Genomic DNA, 12,544 nt, shown 5'->3' on the forward strand with positions numbered 1-12,544 from the left:
GGACCCGTGTCCCCACGGGGTCCGGGTCACGAGGCGAACGGCACCGCCGGCGGTGTCCGGTCCTGCGCCGCGCCGGCCGGGCGGCGCCACAGTCCGCGCTCCTGGAGGACCGGCAGGACGCCCTCGCCGAACCAGTACGCCTCCTCGACGTGCGGGTAGCCGGACAGCACGAACTCGTCGATGCCGAGGGCGTGGTACTCGGCGATCCGGTCGGCGACCTCGGCGTGCGAGCCGACGAGGGCGGTGCCCGCGCCGCCGCGCACGAGGCCGATGCCCGCCCACAGGTTGGGGTGGATCTCCAGGCCGTCGGTGGTGCCGCCGTGCAGGGCGAGCATCCGCCGCTGTCCCTCGGATCCCGAGCGGGCGAGCCCGGCCTGGACGTCGGCGATCACCTTCGGGTCGATGCCGGACAGCAGGCGGCGGGCCTGCGCCCACGCCTCGTCGGCGGTGTCGCGGGCGATGACGTGCAGCCGTATCCCGAACCGCACCTGCCGGCCCTCGGCGGCGGCCAGCGCACGGATCCACTCGATCTTCCCGGCGACCTGCGCGGGCGGCTCGCCCCAGGTGAGGTAGACGTCACTGTGTCGGGCGGCGACCGGGCCGGCCGCCTTCGACGAGCCGCCGAAGTAGACGGGCGGCACCGGGTCGGGCAGCCGGGTCAGCCGGGCGCCGGCGACCCGCTCGTGGACGCCGTCGAAGTCGAGGGTCTCGCCGCGCCACAGGGCGCGGGTGATGTGCAGGAACTCGTCGGTGCGGGCGTAGCGGGCCTCCTTGTCGAGGAAGTCGCCGTAGGCGCGCTGCTCGGGGTCCTCCCCGCCGGTGACGACGTTGAGCAGGAGCCGGCCGCCGGAGTGGCGCTGGTACGTGGCGGCCATCTGGGCGGCGAGCGCCGGGGCGACGAGGCCGGGCCGGAAGGCGACGAGGAACTTCAGGCGTTCCGTCCGTTCGACCAGCATGGCGGTGGTCAGCCAGGCGTCCTCGCACCAGGCGCCGGTGGGGGTGAGCGCGCCTTCGAAGCCCAGCTGTTCGGCGGTGCGGGCGACTTGGCCGAGGTAGGCGAGCGAGGCGGGGCGGTCGCCGCCGGCGGCGCCGGTGGGGACGCCGTGGCCGCCGCCGACGACGTGCCGGCTGTCGCCGTTCGTGGGCAGGAACCAGTGGAAGGTCAGGGGCATGGCGGGGAGTCCTTCGCGGTGTCGGTCAGACGAGGCCGTTGGCGGGCGGTGGGGTGTCGTTGAGCTCCCAGCCGCCGAGGTAGCGGAGCTTGAGGCGGCGCGGGTCGTGCAGGGTGTGGGTGCGGGCGTTGCGCCAGTGCCGGTCCAGGCCGAGGGCGCGGTCGGCGGCGCGGGTGCCGATGAGTTCGAAGATGCCGCTGGAGACCTTGAGGGAGACCTCGTCGGAGTGGGCGCGGGCCGCCGCGACGGCGGCCGACGCCTCCGCCGCCGTGCGGGTGGTGAGTCCCGCGCGGGCAGCGTCCACGGCCTCGCCGGCCTCCCGCAGCAGTGCCCGCGCCGTGCGCACGCGCAGCGCGAGTTCGCCGAAGAGGTCGATCAGCGCCTCCTCGTCGGCGGCCCGCTCCAGGCCGGTTTCCTTGCGGGGGCGGGCCAGTTCGTGGACGAGCCGCTTGCCGTCGCGCAGCGCGGCGACCGCGATCCCGGTGTCGATGGCGGCGTGCAGGTACTGCCCGAACGCGCCGAACACCTCGTCCTTCTCGAAGATCGTGTACACGGGCACGATCCGCTCGGCGGGCACCCGGACGTGCTCGAAGCGGACGGTGCCGCTGGCGGTGGTGCGCTGGCCCAGGCCGTTCCAGTCGTCCTCGACGGTGACGCCGGGGTCGTCGGCGGGCACCCAGGCCGCGTGCACCCTGCCCTCCTCGTCGGTGGCGTAGACGGGGATCCAGTGGGCGAACACGGCGCCGGTGGCGTAGTACTTGGTGCCGTGCACGACGCGGCTGCCGTCGGGCTGCCGGGCGAAGCCGATCTCGAAGTCGCGGGCGGTGCGCGAGCCGCGCTCGGACAGGGCGTTGCCGAAGTGCCGGCCGCGGAGGATCTCCTCGTAGAAGAACGCCTGTTGGGCCGGGGTCCCGGCGGAGGCCAGGACGTTGACGAAGAAGTAGTGGTTCTGCGGGATCTGGCCGATGCTCGCGTCCCCCGCGGTCAGTTCGGTGAACACCTCGCCGAGCGTCCGGGTCGACACCTCGGGCCCGTCGTACGCCTTCGGCACGGTCAGCGTGAACAGGCCCGCCTCGCCCAGGGTGCGGATCTCCTCGTGCGGCAGGATCCGCTCGGCGTCGCGCCGGGCGTCGTCGGCGGCGAACCGGGACGCCAACCGGCGTACGACGGCGAGGACTTCGGTCTCGGTGGTGGTCGGGGAGAACGGGGTGACACGGCTCATGGCACGGCCCTTCGGCGAGACGCGGACGGCGCGCGGACGGCGCGACGGAAAGGGAGGCCTTCCCCACGAGGACGTCACGGAAGCGGTCGCCGACCGCGGCGGAACGGGCCTCGACCGCCTTACGGGCGGGAGGAGTCGGGGGTGAGGAAGGGGAGCCTCGGGGGGCTCAGCGCGTGGCGCGACAGACGGCGCTGCTGACGCGCGCGAGGTCGACGTGCCGCCGCCTCGTGAGGTCCTGTCGCCCTGCGTCCCCTGCGTCCATGCGCCGATTCAAGCAGCCGCCCTGCCGGTCCGTCGAGGGCGGGTCACCGGGGCGGGGTCACGGGCCCGGGCTCACCCGTAGGCTTCGCCGCCCAGTTCCAGCTCCGCGGTGCCCGCCGACACGTCCGCCAGCCACGCCGTGAACCGCTCCAGGTCCGCCTCGGGCACCCCGACCTCGATGGCGACGGCCTCCCCGTAGCGGACGTCCCGCACATCGCGGCCGGTGGCCCGCAGGTCGTTCTGCATCTTCCCGGCCCGTGCGTGGTCGACGGTGACCGTGGCGATCCGGAACCGGCGCCGCGTCACCGTGCCGATCGCGTCGAGCGCCTCCCCCACCGCGCCGCCGTACGCCCGGATCAGGCCGCCGGCGCCGAGCTTCACGCCGCCGTAGTACCGGGTCACGACGGCGACGGCGTAGCGGATCTCGCGGCGCGTGAGCATCTGCAGCATCGGTACCCCGGCCGTGCCGCCGGGCTCCCCGTCGTCGCTGGCCTTCTGCACGGACGCGTCGGCCCCGATGACGTACGCGTAGCAGTTGTGCGTGGCCGTCGGGTGCTCCTTGCGGACGCGCGCGACGAAGGCCTGGGCCTCCTCCTCGGTCGCGGCGGGTGCGAGCGCGCACAGGAACCGGGAGCGGTTGATCTCGGTCTCGTGCACGCCCTCGCGGGCCGGGGTGCGGTACTCGTCCTGCATCGGACCAGCGTATGCGCAGGTCGGTGCTGGGATGGCCCCCGCCCGACGCACAGGTGACGATGTGCTGGATACTCGCACGTCGTCGCAGGCACGCCCGCTGCGAGTCACCCGACAGGAAGCACGCTGATGACCGGCACCCCGGCCGAGAGCCCGGCCGCCCCGCCCGCCGCCGCACCGGCGCCCTCGCCGCGCTGGCGCGCCTGGCTGCTGGAGGGCCTGAGCGAGCAGAGTGCGCACCACCAGGGACCGCACGGGCACGTCCCGGCGGAGCACCGGGGTCACCGGTGGTGGCGCGTGATGTGTCTGACGGGCGTGGACTACTTCTCCACGCTCGGCTACCAGCCGGGCATCGCGGCCCTGGCCGCCGGTCTGCTGTCGCCGCTGGCGACGCTGGTCCTGATCGCGCTCACCCTGCTGGGCGCGCTGCCGGTGTACCGCAGGGTCGCGAAGGAGTCGCCGCACGGCGAGGGGTCCATCGCGATGCTGGAGCGGCTCCTGCCGTGGTGGGCGGGGAAGCTGTTCGTCCTGGTGCTGCTCGGCTTCGCCGCCACCGATTTCATGATCACCATGACGCTGTCGGCGGCGGACGCGGCGGCCCACGTCGTGGAGAACCCGTTCGCGCCGTCGTCCCTGCACGGCGCGAACACGTACATCACGCTGGTGCTGCTCGGGGCGCTCGGCGCGGTCTTCCTGAAGGGGTTCCAGGAGGCGATCCGGGTCGCCGTGGTGCTGGTGGCGGCGTATCTGACGCTGAACGTGGTCGTGCTCGTCACGGCCGCCGCCCACGTGTTCACCGAGCCGGTCAAGATCGGCAACTGGTGGGACGCGATGACGGCCGAGCACTCGTCGCCGTTCGTGATGATCGGCGTCGCGCTGCTCGTCTTCCCGAAGCTGGCCCTCGGCATGTCGGGCTTCGAGACCGGTGTCGCCGTGATGCCGCAGGTGCGGGGCGACTCCACGGACACGTACGCGAAGCCGGCGGGCCGGATCCGGGACACCAGGAAGCTGCTCACCACGGCCGCGCTGATCATGAGCGGCTTCCTGCTGCTCTCGAGCCTGGCCACGACGATCCTGATCCCGCAGCACGAGTTCGAGTCGGGCGGCTCGGCGAACGGGCGCGCGCTGGCGTACCTGGCGCACACCTACCTGGGCGAGGGCTTCGGCACGGTCTACGACGTGTCGACCATCGCCATCCTGTGGTTCGCGGGAGCGTCCGCGATGGCGGGTCTGCTCAATCTGGTCCCGCGCTACCTGCCGCGCTACGGCATGGCTCCGGAGTGGACGCGGGCGGTGCGCCCGCTGGTCCTGGTCTTCATGGCGGCGGCGGTCGCGATCACGCTCTGGTTCAACGCGAACGTCGACGACCAGTCCGGCGCGTACGCGACGGGCGTGCTGGTCCTGATGCTGTCGGCGTCGTTCGCCTCCACGGTCGCGGTGCACCGGCGCGGCCACCGCAAGTCCACGGTCGGCTTCGGTGCGATCACCGCCGTCTTCGCCTACACGCTGGTGACGAACGTCGTCGAGCGCCCGGACGGCATCAAGATCGCCCTGATCTTCATCGTGGCGATCCTGGTGTCGTCGTTCGCTTCGCGGGTGCACCGCGCCTTCGAACTGCGCGCGGGCGCCGTCACGTTCGACGACGCCGCACGGCGCATCGTCGACGAGGCGGCCGCGCAGGGTCCGCTGCGGATCATCGCGAACGAGCCGCAGGAGCACAGCACCGCCGAGTACCGCGCCAAGGAGTACTGCCAGCGGGAGGACACCCACATCCCGGAGGGCGGTCCCGTCGTCTTCCTGGAGGTGTTCATCCAGGACTCGTCGGACTTCCGGGAGGACCTGGTGGTGCACGGCGACGAGAAGCACGGGGTGCACCGGCTGCGGGTGCACGGGCCGGGCGTCCCCAACACGGTCGCCGCCGTCCTGATGAACCTGCGCGACCGTACGGGGCAGGTGCCGCACGCGTACTTCAACTGGACCGAGGGCCACCCGGTCAGCCACCTGCTGCGCTTCCTCGTCTTCGGGGACGGCGAGGTCGCCCCGGTCACCCGCGAGGTGCTGCGCCGCGCGGAGCCCGACCCGGACCGCAGGCCCCGGGTCCACGTGGGCTGACCTGCGCCGGAGCCCGCTGCGGCGGCGACAGTCCGGGCAAACCGTTACGTTCGTCTGGATAAGCCACTCCTCGGACGAAGGCGATGGCTCCGCGATGAGCGCACCCACGGACAAGCGGCCCGGCGACCGGGCCCGGGACCCCGCCCCCGACGCCGCCTCCGGCGCCACCCCGGCCACCGGCTTCGGCCCGGCCGGCGGTGAGCCCGCGGCCCGGCCCTACCACCACCCGACGGCGGGCTGGGGCGCCGCCAGGTCCGTGGCGAAGGTCGTCGCGCGGGCCAAGGAGCCGGTGGACGCCACCCGGCTCATGGTCACGATGAACCACCCGGACCGGGGCTTCGACTGCCCGGGCTGCGCCTGGCCCGACGACCAGCACGGGCTGCACCTGGACCTGTGCGAGAACGGCATCAAGCACTCCACCTGGGAGATGACGCCCAAGCGGGTCGACCGGGACTTCTTCGCCGCGCACACGGTGACCGAGCTGTCCTCCTGGGCCGACTTCGACCTGGAGGACCAGGGCCGGCTGGTCGGACCGCTGTCGTACGACCCGGACACCGACCGGTACCTGCCGATCTCCTGGGCGGACGCGTTCGCTCTGATCGGCGAGGTGCTGCGCGGTCTGGGATCGCCCGACGAGGCGCTGTTCTACACGTCGGGGCGGCTGAGCAACGAGGCCACCTTCCTGTACCAGCTCTTCGCCCGCGAGTACGGCACCAACAACCTGCCGGACTGCTCCAACATGTGCCACGAGGCGAGCGGCCGGGCGCTGACGGCGTCCCTGGGCACCGGCAAGGGCACCGTCGACCTCAACGACCTCGACACGGCGGACGCGCTGTTCGTGATGGGCGTCAACGCCGCGTCGAACGTGCCCCGCATGATCACGACGCTGGCCCACGCCTACCGCCGCGGGGCACAGATCGTGCACGTCAATCCGCTGGTGGAGGCGGCGGCCGGGCGGACCATCGTGCCGCACGAGTTCGCCGCGATGGCCACGTTCCGGTCCACGCCCACCGGCACCATGAACCTGCAGCCCCGGATCGGCGGCGACCTCGCGTTCCTGCGCGGCGTCGCCAAGGCGGTCCTGGAGAGCGCCGAGCACGAGCCGGAGGCGGTCGACCGGGAGTTCCTGGAGCGCTTCACCGAGGGCTTCGACGCCTACCGGGACCTGTGCGCGGCCACCCCGTGGGAGGACCTGGAGCAGGCCTCGGGGCTGACCCGTCGCGACATGCGGCGGGCGGCCCGCGTGTACACCGAGGCGAGCAGCACGATCGTCGCCTGGTGCCTGGGCATCACCCAGCAGGAGCACGGCGTCGACACCGTGCGCGAGATCGTCAACCTCCTGCTGCTGCGCGGCAACGTCGGCCGCGAGGGCGCGGGCCCTTGCCCGATCCGCGGCCACAGCAACGTGCAGGGCAACCGCACCTGCGGCATCGACCACCGGCCGAAGGACGCGTTCCTGGACCGTCTCGACGAGGTCTGCGGGATCACGGCGCCGCGCGCTCCCGGCCTCGACACGGTGCACGGGATCCAGGCCATGCACGAGGGCCGGGCGACGGTGTTCGTCGGCATGGGCGGCAACTTCGTGCGGGCCGCGCCCGACCACGAGTACACCGAAGCGGCCCTGCGGAACTGCGAGTTGACCGTCCAGGTGTCCACCAAGCTGAACCGCTCGCACCTGGTGCACGGGCGGCGGGCGCTCATCCTGCCGTGTCTGGGCCGCACCGAGAAGGACGTGCAGGCCGGCGGGGCGCAGTCGGTCAGCGTCGAGGACTCGATGAGCATGGTGCACCTGTCGCGCGGCATGAAGCGCCCCGCGTCACCGCACCTGCGCTCCGAGCCCGCGATCATCGCGGGCATCGCGCGGGCCACGCTCCCGGACAGCGCGACGCCCTGGGAGGGGTACGTCGAGGACTACGACCGGATCCGCGACACCATGCAGCGGGCCCTGGACGGCTTCGAGGACTTCAACCGCCGGGTGCGCGGCCCGCACGGCTTCCGGCTGCGCCAGCCCGCCCGGGAGCGGGTCTTCCGGACGGCGTCGGGCCGCGCCGAGTTCTCGCTCGCGCCGCTGCCCGACCCGAGCCCCGGCGAGGGCCTCCTGACGCTCGCCACGGTCCGCTCCCACGACCAGTGGAACACCACGATCTACTCGTCCGACGACCGCTACCGGGGCCTGCACAACCTGCGCACCGTCGTCCTGCTCAACGCCACCGACATGCGCGACCGCGGCCTGGCCGACCTCGATCCGGTGGACATCACCTCGATCGCCAGGGACGGCACGCGCCGCACGGTGCGCGGCTACCGCGCGGTGACGTACGACGTGCCGCGGGGCAGCGCCGTCGGCTACATGCCGGAGCTCAACTCGCTGTGCGCGATCGGGGACTTCAGTCCGCAGAGCGACCAGCCGCTGATGAAGCACCTGACGGTCGAGGTGGTGGCGCACACCCCGTAGGGCTCAGGTGGCGGCGGGCCGGCTCGCCAGGTACTCGGTCAGGCCGTCGCCGGTGAGCGGGTAGTAGTCGGAGAGGCGTCCGCCCTCGTCGAGGCGGCGGCGCGCGAACGCCTCCCGGTCCTGGTGCAGCAGCGAGTCCTCGGCGAGCGGGACCGCCTTGTGCTGGGGCACGACGACGGCACCGTCCTCGTCGGCGACGATCAGGTCGCCGGGGGTCACCAGGGAGCCGCCGACCCCGACCGGCACGTTGAACGCGGACGGGAACAGCTCGGTCTGCGAGGCGTAGTGCGGGGTGACGCCGGTGCACCAGACGGGGACGCCGAGCGCGCGGATGCGGGCCGCGTCCCTGACCCGTCCGTCGACGACGATCCCGGCGCCGCCGCGCAGCTTGAAGTAGCGCACCAGCATGTCGCCGAGGCAGCCGGTGAAGTGGCTGCCGTGGGCGGAGACCACGAGCACGTCGCCGGGCTCGATGGACTCCAGGACGCCCCACAGCGGGGTCTTGCGCTCGATGTCCTCCTGCTCCGCGCCGTTGAACACGTCCTCGCGCTGCGGCAGGAACTGCAGCGTCACCGCACCGCCGGTGATCTTGACGTCCGGTTCCCTGTGCAGCGGTACGGGGCCGTCGATGAACGTCCGTGTGATGCCCATCTGGTGCAGCTTCGCGCAGGCCGTCGCCGCGCTGACGCCCTGGAGGGCCTCCACCATCCGCGCGGTGGGGCGTTCGTAGGTCGAGGTGTGGACGGCGGCTCGCATCGAGCCGTAGGGGCGGGCCTCCCCCGTCCCGTTGACACGGGTCTCCCCCGTCGACGGCGCTTTCTGATCCCCAGTCGGGTGCATGCACGTGCCTCTCCGCGCGCTCGTCGCACGCAACGCCAGTGACATCATCGCCTATCGATGGTAGATAACAGTCAATCGATTAGTGATGTCAATGCGTCCGTCAGGAGATCCACCGTGGCCGCTGCTTCCCCCGACGCCTCTCAACTCCCCGGTTCCACGGGGTGGTTCGAGGCGGCACGCTTCGGACTGTTCGTGCACTTCGGGCTGTACAGCCTGGCCGCCCGGCACGAGTGGGTGCGCAGCCGGGAGGCCATGTCGCAGCAGGAGTACGACCGTTATCTGCACCGGTTCGACCCGGACCTGTTCGACGCGAAGCAACTGGCGCGCACGGCGCGGGAGTCGGGCATGCGCTACGCGGTGCTCACCACCAAGCACCACGACGGTTTCTGTCTCTTCGACTCGGCGCTCACCGACTACACGTCGGTGCGGGCGACCGGCCGTGACCTGGTGCGCGAGTTCGTCGACGCGATGCGCGCCGAGGGGCTGCGGGTCGGGCTGTACTACTCGCTGCTGGACTGGCACCACCCGGACTTCACGGTCGACGAGCACCATCCGCTGCGCGGCACCGCGGCGGAGCGGGAGCCCCGCGACATGGCGCGCTACCGCTCGTACATGGAGGGGCAGGTGCGCGAGCTCCTCACCGGTTACGGCCCGATCGACCTGCTCTTCTTCGACTTCAGCTATCCGGGGAAGGGGCCAGAGGCGTGGGGTGCCGAGCAACTGATGAGCCTGGTGCGGGAGTTGCGGCCGGGCATTCTCGTCAACGACCGGATGGGGGTGCCGGGCGACTACGTGACCCCCGAGCAGTACCAGCCGGACCGGCCGCTGGAGCGCGACGGCGTGCCGGTCCGCTGGGAGGCCTGCCACACGCTCAACGGCTCGTGGGGGTACGACCGCGACAACCACGACTACAAGGACCCGGCCCTGCTGGTCCGGATGCTGGTGCAGTCCGTCGCCTGCGGCGGCAACCTCATCCTGAACGTCGGGCCCACGGGCCGGGGAGCCCTCGACCCGCGGGCCCGGGCGACCCTGCGGGCCATCGGTGAGTGGACCGAGCTGCACGGACGGTCCGTGCACGGGGCGGGGCCGGCCGCGTTCGAGGCGCCCGCCAACGCGCTGTACACCCGCCGCGGCCGGCACCTCTATCTCCACCTGCTGGCCTGGCCGCTCAAGCACCTCCACCTGCCGGGCCTGGCCGGACGGGTGCGTTACGCCCAACTCCTGCACGACGGTTCGGAGATCGGTCTCCAGGAGACGGACGGCGCCCGGCACGAGCACAACAACCTGGCGCCGCCCGGACAGCCCGCGGGCACCCTCACCCTGAACCTGCCGATCGCCCGCCCCGACGTGCTGCTTCCGGTGATCGAGCTGGAGCTGGTAGAGGACGAGTGACGGCCCCGGCCCGAAGACCGGTGCGCGGTAAGGCGGTTGGTCGCTGCACGACTCTTGAACAAGCGAAGTGCCCGCCCTAGCATCAGCAATCGATAGACGATAGTCGTCGAGGCGAGGGCCCAGCCCCGCCTCCCTTCCGCCTCACTTCCCCCGCGCACCGCTGCTCCACCGAGAACCACACGGCTGAACATCAGCTATCGATTATTCACGACTGAGCAACACGACTACGCAACGGAGCGTGTCCGATGAGAACAATGTGGCGCCGTGCCTGCGGGCTCACCGTGGCTCCCCTGGTGATGGCGCCGGCCGTCGCCTGTGGCGGCGGGTCCGACCAGGCCGCGGAGGGCACGACCCTCCGGGTCATCGTGAACATCACGCCGAACCTGACGGAGAAGTACTGGAACGACCTCTTCGCGACCTACGAGAAGGCCCACCCGGGTGTGACGGTGAAGCTGGAGCTGACCGGCACCATCGCGGCCGACGCCAAGCTGCGCCAGGACCTGGCGGCGGGCGACCCGCCGGACGTCGTGCAGCAGATCACGCCGAACGCGGACACCGCCTCGCTCTTCGCCGACCTGACCGACGAGTCCTGGACCGCCAAGACACCGCTGGCCGACCAGTACGCCGTCGACGGCAAGCGCTACATGGTGGGCGTGGGCGAGCAGATCCAGTCGCTCGTCTTCTACAACAAGGCGGCCTTCGAGAAGGCCGGCCTGGACGCGTCGAAGATCCGCACCATGGACGACTTCACCGCCGCCATGGGCGCGTTGAAGAGCGCCGGCTTCAAGCCGCTGCAGACGGCCGGCCAGTGGGTCACCGGCGGCCAGTTCTCGATGATGGCCGACGCGGGCGTGCTCACCGCCGACCCCACGTGGACGGCCAAGCGCAACGACGGCAAGGCGTCCTTCGCCGACAGCGGCTACGTCGACTACCTCAAGGACTACAAGGGCTGGATCGACAAGGGCTACCTGGACAAGAGCGCGCTCGGCGTCACCTACGCGGACGGCCAGACGGCGTTCCTGAACGGCAAGTCGGCGATGTACGTGATGGGGTCGTTCTTCGTCCCCGCCGCCGACGCCGCGAAGAAGAGCGACGACATCGGGGTGTTCTCCATGCCGACCGACGGGGCGTACCCGTCCGGCCAGTTCGGCAACATCTCCAACCCGTACGTCGTGGTGAACAAGTCGCCGCACAAGGCCGAGGCCATCGACTTCGTGAAGTGGGCGACCACCGATCCGGCCGCCATCAAGAGCCAGCTCGCCTCGGACGGCAACATGCGCACGGGCTTCTCGTACCCGATGTCGAGCCTCGGCACGTCGGTGCAGAAGATCCTCGACAAGGCGCCGTCGGTGATCGTGAAGTCCGGTGCCAACCAGCCGGTCGCCGGGTTCAGCGACGAGCTCAACAAGCAGGTCCAGTCCCTGTACTCCGGAGCGTCGCCCAAGGCCGTCGCCGACGGATTGGACAAGTGGTGGAACTCGCAGGGCTGACCGAGGCACAGCGGCGCGGCCGGAACCGGGCCCGGTTGCGCCAGGCCGCGGTCTCCCTCGGGATGATGGGCCCGGCCGTCCTGCTGTACACGGTGATGACGGTCGTGCCGGTCGTCGTCGCCGTGTACCTGAGCCTCACCGACTGGGACGGCTTCTCCACGGCGGCGTTCATCGGGCTCGACAACTACAAGCACCTCTTCGACGACCCGAGCTCGACGGACGCCTGGTACGTGACGGCGCTGATCGCCGTGGCGGGCACGGTGCTCATGGTGGGTCTGGGGCTCGTCTACGCGCTCGCGCTCAAGGCCAAGTCGCGCTCGAACTCCTTCTTCCGGGCCGTCGCCTACTTCCCGCACGTGATCAGCGCGCTGATCCTCGGCTATCTGTGGGCGGCGATCCTCGGTACGAACGGGGCGATCAACAACACCCTCGCCAAGTTCGGCATCGATCCGGTGGGCTTCCTCTTCGACGAGCAGTTCGCGCTGGTCTCACTGATCGCGGTGATCGTCTGGGCGGGCTTCGGCTTCAACGTCGTCCTGTTCGTGGCCGCCCTGCAGACCGTGCCGGCCGAGCTGCTTGAGGCCGCGGCGATCGACGGCGCGAACAAGCGCCAGATCAACCTGCGGGTCGTGATCCCGATGATCGCGCCCGTGGTGACCGTGGCGACGGTACTGAACCTGGTCGGGCTCATCCGGGCGTACGACATCGTGGTCAGCCTCACCGGCGGTGGTCCGGCCGGCTCGACGCAGACGTTCACGTACCTCATCCTCGCCCGGTCCTTCGAGGGCACCAAGGTCGGCTACGCGACCGCGCAGGCCGTGTTCCTCATGGTGGTGTCCGCCGTGCTCGCCCTCCTCGTGACGGCGCTGCGCAACCGTCAAGACCAAGCCGCGACAGGGAGTTGAGGGCCGCA

General features: G+C 71.4%; 10 protein-coding genes. 5 read left to right on the forward strand and 5 right to left on the reverse strand.

Translation table 11 applies throughout. The annotated features are described in order from the left end of the window. Positions 1-26 precede the first annotated feature (26 nt). The 4 genes from RBJ77_RS00875 to RBJ77_RS00890 all read right to left on the reverse strand — a co-directional run bounded on the left by RBJ77_RS00875 (position 27) and on the right by RBJ77_RS00890 (position 3,348). The gene (locus RBJ77_RS00875; protein ID WP_372343175.1) at positions 27-1,172 is read right to left on the reverse strand and encodes an LLM class flavin-dependent oxidoreductase; all 1,146 of its coding nucleotides are present in this window, start codon (positions 1,170-1,172) and stop codon (positions 27-29) included. Positions 1,173-1,197: 25 nt separating this feature from the next. Continuing rightward, the gene (locus tag RBJ77_RS00880; RefSeq protein WP_372343176.1) at positions 1,198-2,394 is read right to left on the reverse strand and encodes an SfnB family sulfur acquisition oxidoreductase; all 1,197 of its coding nucleotides are present in this window, start codon (positions 2,392-2,394) and stop codon (positions 1,198-1,200) included. A 166-nt stretch (positions 2,395-2,560) separates the two neighbouring features. Continuing rightward, the gene (locus RBJ77_RS00885; protein ID WP_372343177.1) at positions 2,561-2,656 is read right to left on the reverse strand and encodes a putative leader peptide; all 96 of its coding nucleotides are present in this window, start codon (positions 2,654-2,656) and stop codon (positions 2,561-2,563) included. A 71-nt stretch (positions 2,657-2,727) separates the two neighbouring features. Beyond that, positions 2,728-3,348 carry a YigZ family protein gene (locus RBJ77_RS00890; RefSeq protein ID WP_255981968.1) on the reverse strand — a complete coding sequence of 207 codons (621 nt, stop codon included), beginning with the start codon at positions 3,346-3,348 and terminating at the stop codon, positions 2,728-2,730. A 126-nt stretch (positions 3,349-3,474) separates the two neighbouring features. Between RBJ77_RS00890 and RBJ77_RS00895 the strand changes: the two genes are divergently transcribed. Further along, positions 3,475-5,457: an amino acid transporter gene (locus tag RBJ77_RS00895; protein WP_372343178.1), complete on the forward strand. Its 1,983-nt coding sequence runs from the start codon at positions 3,475-3,477 to the stop codon at positions 5,455-5,457. Positions 5,458-5,551: 94 nt separating this feature from the next. Next, a complete protein-coding gene (locus RBJ77_RS00900) occupies positions 5,552-7,909 on the forward strand; it encodes an FdhF/YdeP family oxidoreductase (RefSeq protein WP_372343179.1) in 2,358 nt (785 codons plus the stop codon). A gap of 3 nt (positions 7,910-7,912) precedes the next feature. Here the strand turns inward: RBJ77_RS00900 and RBJ77_RS00905 are convergent, their stop codons facing one another. Next, on the reverse strand, positions 7,913-8,749 hold the full coding sequence (locus RBJ77_RS00905) for a ribonuclease activity regulator RraA (protein ID WP_372343180.1): 837 nt from the start codon (positions 8,747-8,749) through the stop codon (positions 7,913-7,915). Between the two features lie 114 nt (positions 8,750-8,863). On the opposite strand from RBJ77_RS00905, the gene RBJ77_RS00910 reads away from it, so the two are divergent. The 3 genes from RBJ77_RS00910 (at position 8,864) to RBJ77_RS00920 (ending at position 12,536) form a co-directional block, all read left to right on the forward strand. Then, positions 8,864-10,141 carry an alpha-L-fucosidase gene (locus RBJ77_RS00910; protein ID WP_372343181.1) on the forward strand — a complete coding sequence of 426 codons (1,278 nt, stop codon included), beginning with the start codon at positions 8,864-8,866 and terminating at the stop codon, positions 10,139-10,141. A gap of 245 nt (positions 10,142-10,386) precedes the next feature. Continuing rightward, a complete protein-coding gene (locus RBJ77_RS00915) occupies positions 10,387-11,631 on the forward strand; it encodes an ABC transporter substrate-binding protein (protein ID WP_372343182.1) in 1,245 nt (414 codons plus the stop codon). Then, positions 11,610-12,536: a carbohydrate ABC transporter permease gene (locus tag RBJ77_RS00920; RefSeq protein ID WP_372343183.1), complete on the forward strand. Its 927-nt coding sequence runs from the start codon at positions 11,610-11,612 to the stop codon at positions 12,534-12,536. The genes RBJ77_RS00915 and RBJ77_RS00920 overlap by 22 nt, the downstream gene beginning before the upstream one ends. Positions 12,537-12,544: the final 8 nt, after the last annotated feature.

Source organism: Streptomyces sp. KL116D, assembly GCF_030766975.1.
Lineage (GTDB): Bacteria > Actinomycetota > Actinomycetes > Streptomycetales > Streptomycetaceae > Streptomyces > Streptomyces longispororuber_A.